Below are 20,243 nucleotides of genomic sequence, written 5' to 3' on the forward strand. Positions count from 1 at the left end.
ATGTTGATAAGATGAAACTTTTGAACTATAGAAAGGATCGTTATCTGTGAAACAAGTGAAGTTTATACATGCGGCTGATTTGCATTTGGATAGTCCGTTTAAAGGGATGGAGATGAATGTTGCGCAGTCTGTTTGGGAGAGAATGAAGCAGAGTACGTTTGAATCGTTCGAGCGTATTGTTGATAAAGCGATTCAAGAGCGCGTTGATTTCGTATTGCTAGCCGGGGATTTGTATGATGCGGAGACGAGAAGTTTGAGGGCGCAAGTGTTTGTGCGTGAGCAAATGAAGAGACTGTCGCAGTACGATATCCCTGTTTTTATTATTCACGGTAACCATGATCATTTAGGGGGAAGCTGGGCAGCGATTGAGTTTCCGGAAAATGTTCATGTGTTTACGGAGCCTTATGTGGAAGAGAAGTCATTTTATAAAAATGGTGAGCTATTAGCTTCTATTTACGGGTTTAGTTATTTGCAGCAAGCGGTAACGGATAATATGACAGCGCAATATACGAAAATGAGTGATGCGCCTTTTCATATTGGAATGCTTCACGGAAGTGTGGAAGGAGATGCAGAGCATAATCGCTATGCACCGTTTCAAATTCGTGAGCTGAAAGAAAAGCAGTTTGATTATTGGGCTCTTGGCCATATACATAAACGTGAAATTTTATCAGAAGAGCCGTATATGATTTATCCAGGCAATATACAAGGACGTCATCGTAAGGAAACAGGAGAAAAGGGTGCGTACCTGATTGAACTCACGAAACAAGGAACGCAATGTTCATTTTTCCATACGGCGGATGTTGTATGGGATGAGATAGAAGTGAATATTGATGGACTGGAAACTGTTGATGACCTTATGACGAGCGCGTCAAGTGCGATGAATGAATGCAGAAGAGAAGAGGAAGGTATGCTTTTAACTGTCATATTTACAGGACAGGGACCACTTTCTCCTTATTTGCGTGAAGACAAGCGCGTGGAAGAGATTTTTCATATTTTAGCAGCGGGAGAAGAGCGAAAAGATTTCGTATATGCGATGAAGTGGAAAAATGAGACGGTTTCTTTTGCGGAAATTGAACGTTTGAAAGAAGAAAATCATTTCGTCGGTAGTGTGCTGAAAGAGTTAGAAGCTTTCACAAATATGGACGGAGTGTTGCGCACCATTTGGACATCTCCTGTGGCGCGTAATAGTATTGAAGCTTTTACGGAAGAAGAGAAGAAAGAGATTCAAAAGGAAGCGGAAAATATTATTTTAGAGCAATTATTCCAGCAAGAGAGGGATAAAAAATGAGAATTGAAAAACTCCATATTTATGGCTATGGAAAACTAGAAAATGTGGAAATGGATCTGTCAATGCTGACGGTACTGTACGGTGAAAATGAAGCGGGGAAATCGACAATTCGCTCGTTTATGAAAAGTATTTTATTCGGTTTTCCAACGAGAGGACAGCGCCGCTATGAGCCGAAAGAAGGCGGGAAGTATGGCGGAGCAGTTACTGTTCAAACAGAAAAGTACAGCCGTTTGAAAATTGAACGATTGCCAAAGACGGCAGTTGGTGAGGTGACCGTTTATTTTGAAGATGGGAAAACTGGCGGCGAAGATATTTTAAACGATATATTAAGCGGTGTGAATGAAAGCTTATTTGATTCTGTTTTTTCATTTGATATGCATGGTTTGCAAAATATTCATCAGCTCGGCGAAGCGGATATCGGTAATTATTTATTTTCGGCAAGTGCAGTCGGAAGCGATGCGTTATTGCAGTTAGATAAAAAATTAGAAAAAGAAATGAATCAGCGCTTTAAGCCGAGTGGTCGTAATCCTGAAATTAATGTGTCACTGCAAGAGATGAAGAAACTTGAAGAGAAGATGAAAGAGTGGCAAGGGAAAATTGGCACGTATGAAAAACAGGTCGAGCAGTTAAAAGAAAGTGAAGAGAAGCTTGCTTCTGTTCGTGCGGAAAAAGAGAGTGCCGAAAAACGAAAGCAAGATTATGAAATATTAGCGGCGCTTGAGCCTCTCGTTATTGAAAAGAGTGCGCACGAGAAAGTGTTGAAAAGCGAGAACGGGCAGTTTCCTGTAAACGGAATGGCGCGCTATGAGGCGGTAAAGGCAAAGATAGAACCGCTGCAAGTACAAGTAGATTCGCTTCAAAAAAAGATAGAAACAGTGCAATCAGAAATTGATTCCACAGAAATACATGAAGCATTTTTACAAAAAGAAAGTTACGTAGAAGAACTTCGTATGCAGCATATGTCTTATGAAAATGCACGCCAAGAAATGCGTGATATGACGGGAAGTATTGCGAATATAAAAGAAGAAATCGCAGAACTACAGCAACAAATTGGCGCTACTTTTGAACAAGAGACTGTTCTTTCATTTGATATAAGTTTAGCGACGAAAGAATTAATTACACAAACGGTGCAAAAAGCGAGAGAGTTAGAAACGCAAAAAACGCAGCTTGATGAACGTTTCAAAACGGCTCAGGAGCAATTAGAAGAGCAAGAAGAAAATATAAGACAAATCAGCCAGCAAATGTTAGCTGATGAAGAACGAAATACGTTAGTTGAGAAAGAAAAATCATTTCAGGATGCGGCATTTTTAGGTATGGGCGCAGAGAGAATGAAGCGTAAGTATGAAGAGAAATCAGGGGCAGCTCAGCAAAAGAAAAAACAGTGGCAAAGAGTTTGTCTTCTTTTACTTCTTATTAACACGCTTGTTTTATTCACGAGTCTATTTATAGATAACCGCGTGCTGTTATTTATTAGTGTTATTGTTTTTGTAGGGATTGTTTTAGCACTCGTTTTATATAAAGATCCTTCGGGTGGATTACAAGAAGAGCTTCTTACTCTTCAGCAAAGTGCTGGCGGGCGTCAAAGTGAAGAGGCGATGTCGGTTCGTTATCAGTTAGAAAAGGATGAAGAGATTCGAAAGTTATTTGAGCGAGAGTCTTATAAATTACAACAAATGGAACGTGCTTATGATAAAGTCGTTTCATCTTATGAAGAATGGGAGAGAGAAACTTTCCAAATAGGAGAACAAGTAGATGCGTATAAAACGCGCTATATGTTCCCTCAATTTTTTACATATGCGCACATGTTGCCAGCGTTTGAGCGGATTGAAAAAATGCAGCAATTATATCGTGAGCTAGATAAACAAGGCGAGCGGAAATCTTCATTATATGAAATGATTTCGCACTTTGAGCATAAACTAGAAACTGTTATCGGTAGTAAAGAGTATAGTAATTTGCATGAGGCGCAAAGTCGTATGCAAAATGAGAAAGAGAAGCGCCAAACTTGTAAGCAGCTAAAAGAGAAGCTGGCGGAATGGCAAGAAGAATTCGAGTTCATGCAAGAGCAATTAAAACAACTTTTAGTAGAACGAGATAACTTATGGCATATTGCAGATTCTACTGATGAAGAGATGTTTTTAGAAGCAGGTAAGCGGGCAGAAAAACGTGAAGATGCGGATAAGCAAATGGGGCGTTTATTACCTCAAATTGATTTGTTAGAACAGCGCTTAACGAGTTTGTCATTAGCTGAGCATTATGAGGCTGACGGTTATGATGAAAAATTAAAGCAAGAAATTACAGCCGCGCAAAGCTGTCTGGCGCAAGAAAAAGAACTGACAGAGCGTATTGCGAAGCATCGAATAGAAATTGCGAATTTAGAAGAAGGCAGTACGTACGGTGATTTACTACATGAGTGGGAAATGAAAAAATCACAAGTGCGTGAACAAGTGAAGAAGTGGGCTGCATATGCGGCCGCAAAGACAGTATTAACGAAAACGAAGCAGTATTATCATGAAGTGCATCTTCCGCGTATTTTACAAAAATCTGAAGAGTATTTCGTGTATTTAACAGGCGGAAGATATAGTAAAATATTCTCACCGTCAGAAGCGGAACCTTTCATTGTCGAACGTAACGATGGTATGCGTTTTTACAGTCATGAACTAAGCCAAGCGACAGCGGAGCAGTTATATTTATCATTGCGATTCGCGCTAGCGAAAACGTTTGAGCATGACTATCCATTTATTATTGATGATAGCTTCGTACATTTTGACGCGGTAAGGACGAATCGAACGATTGAACTTATAAAAGAAATTGCGAAAGATAGACAAGTTATCTTCTTTACATGCCATGCGCATTTACTCACGTATTTTACAGAAAATGAGATTATAAAATTAACGCGTAAGCGTAAAGAAAATGAGTTGTAGTATGCTATACTAAAAGTAACTGATTTGGTGGAGGAATTCGAATGAAAAAGAAAATTGTAGAATATGAAGTTGGTGAACAAGTCGATGTTTTCTTGTTAATTAAAACAGCGACAAAAGGTCTCGCAAGCAATGGTAAGCCGTTTTTAACAGTAATCTTACAAGATCCAAGTGGAGATATTGAAGCGAAGCTATGGGATGTATCACCAGAAGTTGAGAAACAATATGTAGCGGAAACAATCGTTAAAGTAGCTGGAGATATTTTAAACTACAAAGGACGTATTCAATTACGTGTGAAACAAATCCGTGTTGCGAATGAAAATGAAGTAACAGATATCTCGGATTTCGTAGAAAAAGCTCCAATAAAAAAAGAAGATATGGTTGAGAAAATTACGCAATACATATTTGAAATGAGAAACCCGAACATACAGCGTCTAACAAGACATTTATTAAATAAGCACCAAAACGAATTTTTAGAATATCCAGCAGCGACAAAGAACCATCACGAGTTCGTATCTGGACTAGCTTACCATGTTGTATCAATGTTAGATTTAGCGAAAGCTATATCAGCTCTATACCCATCGTTAGATAAAGACTTACTATATGCGGGCGTTATTTTACACGACCTTGGTAAAGTATTCGAACTATCTGGCCCGATCTCTACGACGTATACGTTAGAAGGAAATTTACTTGGCCACATCTCTATCATGGTGAACGAAATTGGTAAAGCAGCAGACGAACTACAAATCGATGCAGAGGAAGTGTTAATCCTTCAGCACATCGTCCTTTCTCATCACGGAAAAGCAGAATGGGGTAGTCCAAAACCACCATTAGTAAAAGAAGCAGAAATTCTGCACTACATCGATAACTTAGATGCAAAAATGAACATGATGGACCGCGCATTAGGACGTACAAAACCAGGCGAATACACAGAACGTGTCTTTGCACTTGATAATCGTTCGTTCTATAAGCCGACGTTCCATAATTAAGATTGTGAATAGAATGGCCTCATTAAGTGTTAATACGCTTAGTGGGGCTGTTGTATAATGATAATAAAGTTATTGAATTTTGATTATTAAAAAGCTAAGAGCCTTACTACATTCTACGTAGCAAGGCTCTTTAAAGTTGTTTCAAATTACATCCATCTGTTCGTTCAAGTGTAACTATTCGTAATTATTTGATATTATACAGGTGAATAGAAAGATACATTAAAATTTAGTTTCGTAGTTGTAAAAGGAGGTTATTTATCCAACATTAACGGGCAGTAAAACTCCCACCTCAAAATTTGGCTGGAGTAAAGAAGTTAGGTGGGGGTCGGGCTGCCCGTAAACGTCCGATTGGTGAGGGCTGATTATAGGTTCACTTTATATTATTCTCTTATAATTTTCCAAAAAGGAGAGTTTATGAAAAAGATTATTGTTTTTGTATTAACGATATTTATATTATTCTCAGGATTTGCAACACAAAGTTATGCGTTGTCAGATTCGCAATCTGCGGCAATACAAGCGTTGCTAGATGATGCCTGTCGTATATCAGGTGTGCCGGGAATGTCAATCTCAATACTTGCTGATGATGAAGTGTTCTACTTTTCTTCAGGGTATGCAGACCGTGAAAAGGGGTTGTCTGCAAGTGAAAATACACTCTATGAGTTAGCCTCGGTCAGTAAAGCTTTTACCGGTATGGGTATTATGCTGTTGGAAGAGCAAGGGCTGCTCTCAATGACTGACCCTGTCCAAAAATATTTACCTTGGTTTACGTTAAAGTATCAAGGGAAACCTGTTGATATGCAAAGTCTTACACTAAATAACTTTCTTCACCATACCAGTGGTCTAACAAATATTAGGCATACTCAAAATATTCCACAAGGCAATACACCGGATATGTTGCAAAAGACTGTGGAAATGCTCGTGGATGCTGAATTGGCGTTCCCTCCCGGTGAACAGTATAACTATGGAACCGTTAATTATGACGTATTGGGTTTGGTTATTGAGATTGTGTCGCGACAAAGCTATGAAGACTTTATGAAGGAACAGGTATTTCAGCCGTTAGGTCTTAACCAGACGTATGTTTATAAAGAAGATGCTCAAGCCACTGGACAGTTGGCACAGGGCTACCGTTCTTCCTTTTTTATGACAACTCCATTTAAAGCTCCGGATTATGCTGGGAATAAACCCGCAGGCTACATCATTTCTAATACAAAAGATATGGCGCGTTGGATGGGCATACAGATGGGGATCGTGCAGGACATACCCGAAATATTTCACATGGTTATCGAAAAATCACATAGGGGTGATATGTCTGTTTCGGCTGTCAACGGTATGTATTATGCGGCAGGCTGGTCCGTAAACGCCGAACAAACGATTATAGAACACACTGGGGGCAATCCAAATTTCAGAACCGAAGTAGTTATACTGCTAAATGAACGAACAGCCGTCTCCTTGCTGAGCAACGGCGCAAATACCAATACAAACATGGTACTAAAAGTTAAAGATATATTGGAAGGCAATCTAACTCAGTCATATGAAATAAGCGGCACACAGCTTTTGGATATCATTTTGTCGTCTATCACAATTATTTTTTGCCTATTGGCCGTTTTGCTATTTCTCTTAGGATTACGCAGAAGGAAAACGAATGAGCAGCAGCCAATGACAAAAAAGAGAATAACCGTAACAGTTATTTTCCTGATCGTTACGATTGCCCTGTGTATACTGTGCTGTGCTTTCGATTGGTCAACAATACTTATGTGGCAAACATATAGTGTTCTTACAGCTTTGATTTCGTCAGCATTATTAACAGCAAGCATTACATGGTTTGTATACACTCACCGATAAAATACCTCGCTCCTAAGATAAGCATAATGTTAAGTCATTAAATTTCAATTTATCCCGCTTTAATGGGCAGTAAGACCCCCAACTCAAAATTCAGCGAAAGCAAAGAATTTAGGTGGGGGTCGGGCTGCCCATTAAAGTCCGATTGGTGAGGGCTGATAATCAGTGGGGGGTGAAGAAAACCCCCACTGATTAAAGTTTCACTTTATTAAAAATGAAATAAAATAGTTAAGAAGTACGCATGGGTGTAACGAAGAACTAATAAAACATATCTTGCCACTAGAATGGGGGCATATCAACTTTTAAATTGAGTACCGCCAGCATTTCAGAAAAAATACAATAAGCTGTCCATATGGGCAGCTTATTTACATAATTCTCGATATTGGAAGTTGATTAATATTAGCTTATTTGTCTTATAAGTTAAATTGAGAACAATTAGATTCCCAAATATTTCAGTTCTTTTTGTATGTTATTCAAAGCAAATCCCTCTCGTTCTCGAAAGGGGTTATTTGATTCGTTCGAAGATAATCTCAAAATATTGCGCGTATCCTGCGATTGATGGTGCAAAGATTTGAACAAATTTCCAACCGTCTTCAGCATGTTCGGCAATAATACGCTTATAATCTTCTTTAGGTTCCCCTTTCCAGTTATTAACTTCGACTTTCACGAATTTGTAATCGTACATATCCTTCCCCCCTTTTCCTAATTGTACCATTTCAGAGAATCGATTTGTTATGATTTTTGGATGTATATGGTATTCGCATTCAGTTAATATAACGTAACATTATCGGTAGCAAGGACAAAGAGGAACCCTGCTCTCATAAGGGAACCTCCTTTTTACGTTCTATGGATCTATACATTTTTTTATACATTCCTATCCTGAAGGGGATTTTAAGATTTCTGTTTGTTACTGAATTAGCTGAAAAACGGTATAAAACCTTGCATACTTCTTAGCTTGTTTTTTTAATGCTGGCGATATCCTACATCCATCAACTTATGAATTTTATAATGTCTCCAAACCAAGAATTTCTTGTGTTTGTAGTCCAAAATTTTATGCAATAAAAAAATATCTCGAATTTGAGATAAATCACTTGCTTTTTAATCACTTGAGTTGTAAAGTGATAGTAACGAAAGCGATTGAGTCATATGAAAAACATACACTCAGTTGCTTTCGATTTACAAAACAAAGTAATTTATAAATGGATTCAGTGCAGCTTATTCAATAAAAAAATACGACTAAGCTATAAAAACATAATGAGCATAAATTGAAAAGTTAATAACCATATTATTTGTTGGAAATATTATTTTTTAGGTATCACTTGACTAGTAAAATGAAGCGGAGGAATTATCAATGTATGAAATTAAAGGGCATCATCACATTTCAATGGTCACAAAAAACGGAAGTGAGAATAACCATTTTTATAAAAATGTGCTTGGTTTACGTCGTGTGAAAATGACGGTAAACCAAGATGATCCGTCCATGTATCATTTATTTTACGGAGATAAAACAGGAAGTCCAGGTACAGAATTATCATTTTTTGAAATGCCTTTAGTAGGAAAAACGTACCGTGGTACAAATGCAATTACTCGAATTGGATTACTCGTTCCTTCAGAGGAAAGCTTACATTACTGGAAAGAACGATTTGAGAAATTTGATGTGAAACATAGTGAAATGACAACATATGCAAATCGTCCTGCTTTGCAATTTGAGGATGCTGAAGGTCTGCGTCTCGTACTACTCGTTTCAAACGGAGAAAAAGTAGAGCACTGGGAAACGTGGGAGAAATCCGAAGTTCCGGCTGAACATCAAATTCAAGGAATGGGTTCTGTGGAAATGACAGTGCGTAGACTGGATAAACTGGCAAGTACACTAACAGACATATTTGGTTATACAGAAGTTAGCCGAAATGACGAAGAAGCGATTTTCCAGTCTATTAAAGGGGAAGCCTTCGGAGAGATCGTTGTGAAATATTTAGATGGTCCTACTGAAAAGCCGGGCCGCGGTAGCATTCACCATTTAGCAATCCGTGTAAAAAACGATGCAGAGCTTGCTTATTGGGAAGAACAGGTAATAAAAAAAGGTTTCCATTCTTCAGGCATTATCGACCGTTTCTATTTTAAAAGCTTATACTTCCGTGAATCAAACGGAATCCTATTTGAAATTGCGACAGATGGACCAGGATTTACAGTTGATGGCGATGTAGAACATTTAGGAGAAAAACTTGATTTACCGCCGTTCTTAGAAGATCAGCGAGCAGAAATTGAAGCGAAATTAGCACCTATTGAAGAGAAATAATAGAAGAGAAAATATAAAATTTAAAACCATTGGAGGAATATAAAATGAACCAATTAAAAGGAATTCACCACGTTACAGCAATTACAAGTAGTGCAGAAAAGAACTATGAGTTTTTCACTCACGTTTTAGGAATGCGTTTAGTTAAAAAAACAGTAAACCAAGATGATATTCAAACGTACCATTTATTCTTTGCAGACGATAAAGGTAGTGCAGGAACAGATATGACATTCTTTGATTTCCCAGGTGTTCCAAAAGGAGTACACGGTACAAATGAGATTTCAAAAACTTCATTCCGTGTTCCAACTGACGCAGCGTTAGCGTATTGGGTGAAACGCTTTGATCGTCTTGAAGTGGAGCATACAGGAATTAAAGAACAATTTGGTAAGAAAACTCTTTCTTTCGTTGATTTTGACGATCAACACTATCAATTAATCTCAGATGAACTTGATAATGGGATAGAGTCAGGTACACCGTGGCAAAACGGTCCAGTTCCATTAGAATATGCAATTACTGGCTTAGGACCTGTATTTATTCGTATCGCGAACTTTAGTTATTTCAAAGAGGTGCTAGAAAAAGTTCTATTATTTAAAGAGATTGCTCAAGAAGGAGAGTTCTACTTATTTGAAGTAGGTGAAGGTGGAAACGGTGCCTCTGTCATTGTAGAACATAATACAGTTCTTCCTGAAGCACAACAAGGTTTTGGTACAGTGCATCATGCCGCATTCCGCGTAGAGGATCGCGCTGTATTAGAAGAGTGGATTGAGCGACTAAGCCGAGTTGGACTCCCTTCATCTGGTTATGTAAATCGTCACTTCTTTGAGTCATTATACGCAAGAGTTGCGCCGCAAATTTTATTCGAGTTTGCGACAGATGGCCCTGGTTTTATGGGAGATGAGCCATATGAAACACTTGGAGAAAAATTATCTTTACCTCCGTTTTTAGAGCCAAAGCGTGAAGAAATTGAGAAGTTAGTTCGTCCGATTGATACAGTGAGAAGTACGAAGGAATTTATTAAAGAGTAAAAAATAGAAATAATAAGTAGGAGAGCAAGTAGTTTTAGCGAATCGCTGGAACTGCTTGCTTTTTTATTTGATCTATAAAATTTTCTGAAAAATGTTTCTCAAGTTTTTAAAATAGAAATATTTGGTATAATTCATTTAAATTATAAATTTTCTGACAATTATTTTTCAATACATAGAAAAGGGGTGATAATATACAATTTGAATAATTGTATAAATATCCTAATTTTGTAATTTTGGAGAAAAGGGGATGCGAAGGTATGGGAACAGATGTAGTAACGAAGGAGCAAATGAAACATTCTTTAGATAATTGGTATCGTGTAATGTTGCAGCAAAACATAGAGAAAGCTACGGAAATGAAAGAAGAGATTGATAGTACGATTAGTGGGTTGGACGTGGATCAGGATGTATTGCTTTATCATGCGTTATTGAACTTCAGATATCAAGTTTTGAGTGATTGGGTTTCCATTAAAGAAGGTAGTTTTAATCAAGTGGAATCTTTTGAAGCTCCGCAAGAAGGTATGCTAGCGTATTGTTATCATTTGTTTAAAGCGCTTTATTTTAGAATGATTGAAAATTATGAGGAAGCTGGTAAAGAATTTGAACATGCAGAAACATTATTAAAATATATTCAAAATCCTTGCGAAAAAGCAGAATTTAATTATCGTTTAGGCGAATTTTACTATCATACGTATCAGGAAGTAAAAGCTATTCACCATATTCAAAAAGCAAAAGCAGAATTTTCAAATCATCCTGAGTATCAAATTAATGTTGCATTATGTGAAAATATATATGGTTTATGTTGCGTGGAATTAAAGCAATTTGAATTAGCAGAAGAAAGTTTTAATATTGCTTTAGATGTGTTCCAAAGAGTAAATCATAGAAAGTACGTTCTGATGATTAGAAACAATTTAGGTTGGTTATATGGCACTCAAAATCTATCTGATTTAGCAATTCGTCATGCCTCTGAAGTTGCTGAGAAATTACCTAAACATTATAAAGCGATTTTTACAGTGGCTGAAGAGTATTGTAAATTGGGTAAAACTGAGTTAGCAGAAAGATACATTGCATTGGGAATTGAAATATGTAATGAATTAAAAAATAGAGAATTTCAATATCGCTTTATGATATTGGAAAAATTAAATAAAGGCTCTAATGCGAATGAAATGGAGAAAATTATATTAGAAGGCATTGCGTACTTTGAAAGTAAAAATCTCTTAGAATGCGTAAAAGAATACAGTGAAAAATTAGCAATGCAATTTTATGAAGAAGATAATCATATCAAAGCAAGTAAATATTTTTATATAAATAATAAGGCGAATAAAAAATATTTAGAAAAGGGAGCTTTGAAATAATGAAAAAACTTAGTGGAGTAATAACTGGACTAGCACTTTTGGGGACTTTAGCGATAGGTTTAAACAGTTCTGCTGAATCAAATCAATACGCTTCTCGAGGAGACACAGGAGGAGCACCAGCCAACTTCAATAAAGGCGACGGCGGAGCACCAGCAGATAATAGAGGAGACGGCGGAGTAAGCCAACTCTAATAACAAAGAAAGGGACTTCAACATGAAGTCCCTTTCTTTGTTATTAGGACATGTAGAGAAAAGAATTGACTTACTTTAAATATGTAACTATAATAGTTACAAAATAACCATCATTAATAGAAATGAGTTATATTTTTTTAATATAATTGTAACTAAAGTGGTTACAATTAAAAAAGAACATAAAATAACCAAAAAATGTAAAAACTTTAAATAGCAACATGAGAAAGGAGACGGGGATTTTGAAACGGTTTAAGTTTTATATGATTAGCGGTATTGTTCTTGTTTTATTAATAGTATGTAACTTCGTTGATAAGCCGATTGCGAAGGTTGAAGAAGTGAAAAATACTGTGATGATGAGGCTGAATACGAAAGAGAGTATGGCGCAGATTGATGGGCAGACGATTTATTTTAAGCAAATTGGTGAGGGGAAACCGCCTTTACTTATGCTTCACGGGTTCGGTGGTTCTTCAGATGGGTTTAATGATATTTATCCGGAACTTGTAAAGGATCATACGATTATCGCGGTTGATATTTTAGGGTTTGGGCGTTCTTCTAAGCCGGTTGATTTTCAGTATTCGTTTCCTGCGCAAGTGAATTTATATTATAAGTTAATGAAGAAACTCGGATACGATCAATTCGCAGTACTTGGTCATTCGATGGGCGGGGAGATGTCTCTGAATTTAGCGTATTTATATCCGGATGCAGTAACGCATCTCGTTTTAGCGGATTCTACAGGGATTGAATCTTTCCAGCAAAAGGAAAGTTATGAAGTACCGCCACTATCGACAGACTTACAAACTGTAACAGAGATTACGGATTATAATAAAAATGCAGTGAAAAATAGTCGCGATGATAAAGAGCATTATGATCAGCTTACGAAAATGAGAGAGCGCCGCATTGCGATGGAAGCCGATAAAATCAAGGTACCGACTTTAATTATATGGGGACGACACGACAAGAGTGTTTCTTGGAAAAATGGTGAACTGTATCACGAGCTATTTGCAAATAGTACGTTCCATATCATTGAAAAAGGATACCATGCACCGTTTCGCCAGGAACCAATAGAGTTTATGGAATATGTACAAGCGTTCTTCGCGAAGAATCCACAATAAAATTTTAAGCATAAATCCACTTCTTTCCTCATAAAGTGAAACTAATAAGGCTTGTCTAAGGAAAGGGATGAACGAAAGTGGAAACTTTACCATGGTGGATTTATCTTGTAATCATTGGGATTGTACTAAGTGGCTACATGGTTTTATATACTTCGAAAAAAGAGCAAGAGATGGATAATGATTTTATCGAAAAAGAAGGCGAAGTATATATGAAGCGCTTAGAAGAAGAACGAGAGAAACGTAATCAGGATAGTGATAAAGATTCGGTATTGCTTTAATAGAAACTTTTGAAGAAGAGAAAAGTATTTTATTTCTCTTCTTTTTATTGTTCGGGAAATTATTATAGAAGAAAAACATATGAAATCTGCATGACATAGAGTATGAAATGGCGCCATTTTAAAGTGTAACGCACAAGTTGCACAGGTTACGCAACGATAACTAGCTTTACTCTTCATCATTTATTTGACCATACTAGACGTAGAGAGGTGATAAACACAGTATGATTTTTAGCGAACATTTAAAAGAAGAAAGGGAAAAAAGAAATTGGTCGCAAAATGATTTGGCTGAAAAAATTCATGTAAGCAGGCAGTCTGTTTCGAAATGGGAGACGGGAAAGAACTATCCGAGCATTGAAATTATTATTCATTTAAGCGATCTGTTCGGTATTACGATTGATGAGTTGTTGAGGAGTGACGAAGAGTTGACGCAGAAGGTAATTGAGGATAGTAAGCAGTTGGCGTATCCAAAATGGAAGGTATTTTTTGATAGTCTATTCATGCTGGGAGTATTTTTGTTTATTACGAAAATCGTTGTATGGATGTTAAATAAGTTTGCAGGAGTAAGCATTACACTTGTAGCAGATGCACCGTATGTAATGAATTTTTTACCCCTCATATTAATGGTCATAGGTGGCACTGCTTCTGATAAGTTGAAGAAAATATATAGATAGAGGAAATAATTCCCCGCACTAGCTGTTCTTTCTACTCAAATTGTGTACTATAAAGAATAGACAGGAAGGGGATATATAGAATGGAATTTCATGAGCAAAAGATTTTGCCGGCAGTGAGGCAAATTAAAGATTTGGAAAAGCTATTACATAGTTCGTATGAGTATATTGTTATTTTAGATATTCATGTCGGTCAATTGAAGAGTGTTGTGTCGCTTGCGAAGCAGCATAATAAAAAAGTATTTTTACATGTGGATTTGATCCATGGATTACAAAGTGATGGGCATGCGACGGAGTTTTTATGCCAAGAATATAAACCGTACGGGTTATTATCGACAAAGGCGAGCGTAATTATGAAGGCGAAGCAAAAAGGTGTCGTCTCCATTCAACGCATCTTTTTAATTGATTCTAGCGCAATGGAAAAGAGCTGTAATTTGCTAGAAAAGACGAAGCCGGATTATATAGAGGTGCTTCCTGGTGCGTTAACGGGTGTCATTGCTGAGGTGAAAGAGCGTACAGGTGTACCAATTTTAGCAGGTGGTTTTATTCGAACGGTAGAAGACGTTGAAAGAGCGTTAAATGCTGGTGCGACAGCAATTACGACATCGAAAAAAGAACTATGGAAACATTACCAAAAAAAGTGACGAAAATGTGAAAAAATTCTGTTGACACCGCTTTCATTAAGGGTTAACATTATAGACAAGTTAATAAACGTGACGGAGAAAAGAAGAGATCCACATTTTATTGTTTCTATATATATTATATAGAAGCATGTAAGCTGTGGATCTTTTTCTTTTGAAAAAAACGAATGGCCATTCATTTTACCTCTATCACTTTTCGAAAGCATTTAAATTGATTGTGGAGGGATTTTATGTCAGCATTTTTAGGGGAATTAATAGGGACTGCGTTGTTAATCTTACTTGGTGGCGGTGTTTGCGCTGGTGTAAGTTTAAAGAAATCGTTTGCGAAAGATTCTGGTTGGATTGTAATTACAATGGGTTGGGGTCTAGCGGTTGCTATGGCAGCGTATGCAGTTGGATCAATTAGTGGGGCACATTTGAATCCGGCTTTAACGATAGGACTTGCGTTTAAGGGAGCGTTCCCATGGAGTGACGTACCTATGTATATCGCAGCACAAATGATTGGGGCAATTATCGGGGCAGTTCTTGTATATTTACATTACTTACCACACTGGAAAGAAACAGAAGATCCAGGAACAAAGTTAGGTGTATTTGCAACAGGTCCAGCAATTCCGAACACATTTACAAACCTTTTAAGTGAAATGATTGGAACATTCGTTTTAGTATTTGGTATATTAGCAATTGGAGCAAATAAATTTGCAGATGGTTTAAATCCATTTATCGTAGGTTTCTTAATTGTAAGTATTGGTTTATCATTAGGTGGAACAACAGGATACGCAATCAACCCGGCTCGTGATTTAGGTCCGCGTATTGCACACTTCTTCCTTCCGATTGCAGGAAAAGGCGGTTCAAATTGGAAGTATGCATGGATTCCAGTAGTTGGTCCAATTTTAGGTGGATCACTTGCAGGATTATTCCATCAAGTTGTATTTGAAGGAAAACAAAATTCAGCACTTATTTATGTAATTATTGCAACTGTGATTGTACTAGCAATCTCTTATATGACAAGTAAAAAAAGTGGAGCTACTACAAATAGTAGAAAAGTAGCATAGGGGGAAACTGATATGAAAAAATATATTCTTTCATTAGACCAAGGAACAACAAGCTCACGCGCAATTCTTTTCAATAAAGAAGGAAAAATCGTTCATTCAGCTCAAAAAGAGTTTACACAACATTTTCCAAAGCCAGGCTGGGTTGAGCATAATGCACAAGAAATTTGGGGATCTATTTTAGCAGTTATCGCAACTTGCTTAAGCGAAGCAGATGTGAAGCCAGAACAAATCGCTGGTATCGGTATTACGAACCAACGTGAAACAGCGGTTGTATGGGATAAAACGACTGGAAAACCAATTTATAACGCAATCGTATGGCAATCTCGTCAAACAGTTGAAATTTGTGATGAGTTAAAAGAAAAAGGTTATAGCGAGATGGTTCGCGAAAAAACAGGGCTTTTAATTGATGCATACTTCTCTGGTACGAAAGTAAAATGGATTTTAGATAACGTTGAAGGTGCAAGAGAAAAAGCAGAAAACGGCGAGTTATTATTCGGAACAATTGATACATGGCTTGTATGGAAATTGTCTGGCGGGAAAGCTCACGTAACAGATTACTCAAATGCATCACGTACATTAATGTTTAACATTCACGACTTACAGTGGGATAATGAGCTTCTAGACATGTTAACAGTACCAAAGAGCATGCTTCCAGAAGTACGTCAATCATCTGAAATATATGGAGAAACAATTGATTATCACTTCTTCGGTCAAAATGTACCGATCGCAGGTGTAGCTGGTGACCAGCAAGCAGCATTATTTGGACAAGCTTGTTTCGGTGAAGGTATGGCGAAGAACACTTACGGAACTGGTTGTTTCATGTTAATGAACACAGGCGAAAAAGCAGTAGCTTCTGAGCATGGCCTATTAACAACAATTGCATGGGGTTTAGATGGTAAAGTGAATTACGCATTAGAAGGAAGTATTTTCGTAGCTGGTTCTGCAATTCAGTGGTTACGTGACGGACTGCGTATGTTTAAAGATGCGAGCGAGAGCGAAGTGTACGCTAGCCGTGTTGAATCAACTGAAGGTGTATACATAGTGCCAGCATTCGTTGGACTAGGCACACCATACTGGGATAGTGAAGTACGCGGCGCTATGTTTGGTGTAACGCGCGGTACGACGAAAGAGCATTTCATTCGTGCAACGCTAGAATCTTTAGCATACCAAACGAAAGATGTACTATGCGCAATGGAAGCAGATTCAGGTATTGAACTGAATACATTACGCGTTGATGGCGGGGCAGTTAAGAATAACTTCTTAATGAAGTTCCAAAGTGATATTTTAGATGTTCCTGTAGAGCGTCCAGTGATCAATGAAACGACAGCTTTAGGTGCAGCATACTTAGCTGGTCTTGCGGTTGGATACTGGAAAAACCAAGATGAAATTAAAGCACAGTGGCATATGGACAAACGCTTTGAACCAACGATGGAAGCGGAAACAAGCGAAGAGCTATATGCTGGATGGAAAAAAGCAATTGAAGCAACTAAAGCTTTCAAATAATCATAAACAGTGTTATAATGATGACAAGTTAATAATTCGGTAGGAGATTTGGAGAGACCACAACACGCTATAGAGGCGAAATCTATAGCGGAGCTTGTGGTCTCTTTTTTCGTTATCAAAGGGAGGAATTACCATGAAATTTTCAAGTAAACAACGTAAAGACGTATTAAACGGAGTAAATAAACAAGAGTTAGATGTGATCGTAATTGGTGGAGGTATTACTGGTTCTGGTATTGCATTAGATGGGGCAACACGCGGTTTATCAACAATTGTGTTTGAAATGCAGGACTTTGCAGCAGGTACATCAAGTCGTTCAACGAAACTTGTACACGGCGGTTTACGTTATTTAAAACAACTTGAAGTGAAAATGGTAGCAGAGGTGGGGAAAGAGCGTGCGATCGTATATGAGAACGGTCCCCATGTAACAACACCGGAGTGGATGTTACTTCCGTTCCATACAGGCGGCACGTTCGGGTCATTCAGTACATCAATTGGTCTTCGTGTATACGACTTCTTAGCAGGTGTAAAACGAAGTGAGCGCAGAAAGATGTTTAACCGTGAAGAAACGCTAAATAAAGAGCCTCTTGTAAAACAAGAAGGATTAAAAGGCGGCGGTTACTACGTAGAATATCGTACAGACGATGCGCGTCTTACAATTGAAGTAATGAAAGAAGCGATTGAGCATGGTGCGAAAGCTGTTAACTACGCAAAAGTAGACAGTTTCTTATATAAAGATGGAAAAGTATGCGGTGTACGTGTAATCGATTTACTAGACGGAGAAGTATATGAAGTTTACGGTAAGAAAATTGTAAACGCAGCTGGTCCTTGGGTAGATACACTTCGTGAAAAAGATAACTCGAAAAAAGGTAAAGTACTTCAGTTATCAAAAGGTGTTCACTTAGTAATTGACCAAAAACGTTTCCCATTAGGGCAAGCAATTTACTTTGATACACCAGATAAACGTATGGTGTTCGCGATTCCTCGCGAAGGAAAAACGTACGTAGGTACAACAGATACGTTCTATGATAAAGACGCAGCTGTACCGCACATGACAACAGAAGATCGCACATATATCATTAATGCGATTAACTACATGTTCCCAAGTGTAAAAATTACAGAAAAAGATGTGGAATCAAGCTGGGCTGGTGTACGTCCGCTAATCTATGAAGAAGGTAAGAATGCATCTGAAATTTCTCGTAAAGATGAAATTTGGACTTCTGAATCTGGTTTAATTACAATCGCGGGCGGTAAATTAACAGGATACCGCAAAATGGCTGAAATGGTAGTAGACTACGTAACGAATCTATTACAAAAAGAAGGCCATAGCGCATATAAGAAGAGCGATACGAAACATATGCCAATCTCTGGTGGTCATGTAAGTGGTTCACACGGATTCCCAGCATTTGTTGCGAAAAAAGCAGGCGAAGGTACGAAATATGGTTTAACGACAGCACAAGCGGAAAAATTCGCGAAATTCTACGGCTCTAACGTTGACGTACTGTTTGACTTAGCGAAAAAACATAAAGACGAAGCGAAAGAATACAACATGCCGCTAGACGTTCTAATCCCACTTGTATACGCAATGGATTACGAAATGACAGCGAAACCAGTTGACTTCTTCGTACGCCGCAGAGGCGCTGTATTCTTCAACATCCACTGGGTATACGAGTGGAAAGAAGCAGTAATCAACTACATGGCTGCGAAACTAGGCTGGAGCAAAGAAGAGCAAATGAAATACACAGCTGAATTAGAAAAAGCGCTAAGCGACGCTGTAATTCCTGTAGATCAACAAGAGCAGGCGGCTGCGTTAGCGTAAAATAGAGAACCACCTGAAGGGGAGCCTTTAGGTGGTTTTTTTTATGGGGTATTATTTCAATTGTGTTGTATAACGACATATGTTGTTATACGATGTATATAAGGAGGTGGTATTGTTGGACAAAGAAATCTTGAAGGGAAGTATAGATATTTTATTACTTTCTATCATTGCAAAACGTGATACGTATGGATATGAAATAGCCCAAAGTTTAAAGGATGCAAGTGAAGATTTGTATAGTATGGGGCAGGGAACTTTGTATCCAGCTTTAAAGCGATTAGAAAAAAAGGAATTTCTTGAATCTTATTGGAATCAATCTGAGAATGGGATGAAAAGGAAATTTTATACTATTACAAGTAAAGGGAAAAAAGAATTGCAGAAGAAAGTGAACTCTTGGGAGCGTGTAACATCATTAATTCAAACTTGTCAGAAAGGAGTTATTTATGAGTGAATTTGATGAGTATATTAAGTCCATTTTAGCTTATTCAGAACTTAGTAATATCGAACAGGATGAGCTATTTCTAGAAATATATGATCACTTGAACAGCTTGAAAGAAGAATATATGGAACAAGGTATGAATGAAAAAGAAGCGGTGTATAAAGCGATTCAAACTTTTGGCGAATCAAAAGTTATTGGTTTAGAGATTAATCAATCGGTATACGAAGTTCCTAGGCCATTAAAGGTAGTATCAAAAATTTTATGTATTCCTTATATAATCATTTGTTTTATTGTCTTTTTAGGAGCGTTTATTTCAAATTCTACATTTGACTCTGTTCGTAGTTTGACAGGTGGAACTGTCTATCATCCTATTGAATTTTGGCAGCAATTTTTACATATATCTGATTTAGAAACGCTGTTACAACTTTTTGGAATAACACTTTGGCAAATTAAAGATTTTATTGCACATCCAGGTCCTTGGGGGAACTCAACGTATTGGTTAACTGTTTTGCAACATATAATATTGGTAGTTCCATTTGGATTTTTCGTTCCAGTGTTGATCAATAAAGTGACGAACTATAAGAAAGCTTGTAAGTGGTATGCTATGACCTTTTTTGCTTGGGAGTTATTACATTTACTAACTTTGTCTGATGTTTTTGATGTGTGGCGGATTGCTATAAATATGCTCGGTGCATCGATAGGATATCTTTTATTTATAAGCATGATACAAATGGATAATAAATTTAGGGTTATGCGCAAGAAGATATTTGAAAATTAACTTGCTATCATGTAGTTAAAATTATATACATTTAGTTCGGTGGTAATAGAGTATCACTGAAAAC

At 37.5% G+C, this 20,243-nt stretch carries 18 protein-coding genes; 17 read left to right on the forward strand and 1 reads right to left on the reverse strand.

Annotated elements, in window-relative coordinates:
- The first annotated feature begins 46 nt into the window (after positions 1 to 46).
- The 4 genes from I6L50_RS11165 (at position 47) to I6L50_RS11180 (ending at position 7,037) form a co-directional block, all read left to right on the forward strand.
- Positions 47 to 1,288: a metallophosphoesterase family protein gene (locus I6L50_RS11165; RefSeq protein ID WP_219301481.1), complete on the forward strand. Its 1,242-nt coding sequence runs from the start codon at positions 47 to 49 to the stop codon at positions 1,286 to 1,288.
- Positions 1,285 to 4,209 (forward strand): ATP-binding protein, encoded by a 2,925-nt coding sequence (locus tag I6L50_RS11170; protein WP_219301483.1) that lies wholly within the window; start codon positions 1,285 to 1,287, stop codon positions 4,207 to 4,209. Before I6L50_RS11165 ends, I6L50_RS11170 begins: the two co-directional genes overlap by 4 nt.
- Before the next feature lie 41 nt (positions 4,210 to 4,250).
- Positions 4,251 to 5,195 carry a 3'-5' exoribonuclease YhaM gene (gene yhaM, locus I6L50_RS11175; protein ID WP_002011096.1) on the forward strand — a complete coding sequence of 315 codons (945 nt, stop codon included), beginning with the start codon at positions 4,251 to 4,253 and terminating at the stop codon, positions 5,193 to 5,195.
- 414 nt (positions 5,196 to 5,609) lie between these two features.
- Complete coding sequence (locus I6L50_RS11180) at positions 5,610 to 7,037, forward strand: serine hydrolase domain-containing protein (protein WP_219301485.1); 1,428 nt, start codon at positions 5,610 to 5,612, stop codon at positions 7,035 to 7,037.
- A gap of 502 nt (positions 7,038 to 7,539) precedes the next feature.
- On the opposite strand, the gene I6L50_RS11185 is transcribed toward I6L50_RS11180, so the two are convergent.
- Positions 7,540 to 7,719: a DUF4177 domain-containing protein gene (locus I6L50_RS11185; RefSeq protein WP_000272495.1), complete on the reverse strand. Its 180-nt coding sequence runs from the start codon at positions 7,717 to 7,719 to the stop codon at positions 7,540 to 7,542.
- 666 nt (positions 7,720 to 8,385) lie between these two features.
- On the opposite strand from I6L50_RS11185, the gene I6L50_RS11190 reads away from it, so the two are divergent.
- From I6L50_RS11190 to I6L50_RS11250, 13 genes are all read left to right on the forward strand, one after another.
- The gene (locus I6L50_RS11190; RefSeq protein WP_219301487.1) at positions 8,386 to 9,330 is read left to right on the forward strand and encodes a ring-cleaving dioxygenase; all 945 of its coding nucleotides are present in this window, start codon (positions 8,386 to 8,388) and stop codon (positions 9,328 to 9,330) included.
- A gap of 44 nt (positions 9,331 to 9,374) precedes the next feature.
- Positions 9,375 to 10,352 (forward strand): ring-cleaving dioxygenase, encoded by a 978-nt coding sequence (locus I6L50_RS11195; RefSeq protein ID WP_219301489.1) that lies wholly within the window; start codon positions 9,375 to 9,377, stop codon positions 10,350 to 10,352.
- 257 nt (positions 10,353 to 10,609) lie between these two features.
- A complete protein-coding gene (locus I6L50_RS11200) occupies positions 10,610 to 11,704 on the forward strand; it encodes a response regulator aspartate phosphatase (RefSeq protein ID WP_219301491.1) in 1,095 nt (364 codons plus the stop codon).
- Entirely contained in the window at positions 11,704 to 11,895 is a 192-nt protein-coding gene (locus I6L50_RS11205) for a Phr family secreted Rap phosphatase inhibitor (RefSeq protein ID WP_219301493.1), read from the forward strand. The genes I6L50_RS11200 and I6L50_RS11205 overlap by 1 nt, the downstream gene beginning before the upstream one ends.
- A gap of 239 nt (positions 11,896 to 12,134) precedes the next feature.
- Positions 12,135 to 13,007 (forward strand): alpha/beta fold hydrolase, encoded by an 873-nt coding sequence (locus I6L50_RS11210; protein WP_219301494.1) that lies wholly within the window; start codon positions 12,135 to 12,137, stop codon positions 13,005 to 13,007.
- A gap of 77 nt (positions 13,008 to 13,084) precedes the next feature.
- The gene (locus I6L50_RS11215; protein ID WP_002087191.1) at positions 13,085 to 13,285 is read left to right on the forward strand and encodes a sporulation YhaL family protein; all 201 of its coding nucleotides are present in this window, start codon (positions 13,085 to 13,087) and stop codon (positions 13,283 to 13,285) included.
- A gap of 221 nt (positions 13,286 to 13,506) precedes the next feature.
- Positions 13,507 to 13,956 (forward strand): helix-turn-helix domain-containing protein, encoded by a 450-nt coding sequence (locus I6L50_RS11220; RefSeq protein WP_219301496.1) that lies wholly within the window; start codon positions 13,507 to 13,509, stop codon positions 13,954 to 13,956.
- Between the two features lie 80 nt (positions 13,957 to 14,036).
- The gene (glpP, locus tag I6L50_RS11225; protein ID WP_000394293.1) at positions 14,037 to 14,597 is read left to right on the forward strand and encodes a glycerol uptake operon antiterminator GlpP; all 561 of its coding nucleotides are present in this window, start codon (positions 14,037 to 14,039) and stop codon (positions 14,595 to 14,597) included.
- A 227-nt stretch (positions 14,598 to 14,824) separates the two neighbouring features.
- Positions 14,825 to 15,646: a glycerol uptake facilitator protein GlpF gene (glpF, locus tag I6L50_RS11230; RefSeq protein ID WP_070141165.1), complete on the forward strand. Its 822-nt coding sequence runs from the start codon at positions 14,825 to 14,827 to the stop codon at positions 15,644 to 15,646.
- 12 nt (positions 15,647 to 15,658) lie between these two features.
- Positions 15,659 to 17,149: a glycerol kinase GlpK gene (gene glpK / locus I6L50_RS11235; RefSeq protein ID WP_219301498.1), complete on the forward strand. Its 1,491-nt coding sequence runs from the start codon at positions 15,659 to 15,661 to the stop codon at positions 17,147 to 17,149.
- A 133-nt stretch (positions 17,150 to 17,282) separates the two neighbouring features.
- Positions 17,283 to 18,965, forward strand: coding sequence for an aerobic glycerol-3-phosphate dehydrogenase (glpD, locus tag I6L50_RS11240; RefSeq protein WP_002064106.1), 1,683 nt, complete (start codon positions 17,283 to 17,285; stop codon positions 18,963 to 18,965).
- Between the two features lie 115 nt (positions 18,966 to 19,080).
- On the forward strand, positions 19,081 to 19,413 hold the full coding sequence (locus I6L50_RS11245; protein ID WP_061674045.1) for a PadR family transcriptional regulator: 333 nt from the start codon (positions 19,081 to 19,083) through the stop codon (positions 19,411 to 19,413).
- Complete coding sequence (locus I6L50_RS11250; RefSeq protein WP_219301500.1) at positions 19,406 to 20,179, forward strand: VanZ family protein; 774 nt, start codon at positions 19,406 to 19,408, stop codon at positions 20,177 to 20,179. The genes I6L50_RS11245 and I6L50_RS11250 overlap by 8 nt, the downstream gene beginning before the upstream one ends.
- Positions 20,180 to 20,243: the final 64 nt, after the last annotated feature.

Origin of the sequence: Bacillus sp. FDAARGOS_1420, assembly GCF_019344915.1 — a bacterium.
GTDB classification, from domain to species: Bacteria; Bacillota; Bacilli; order Bacillales; family Bacillaceae_G; genus Bacillus_A; species Bacillus_A mycoides.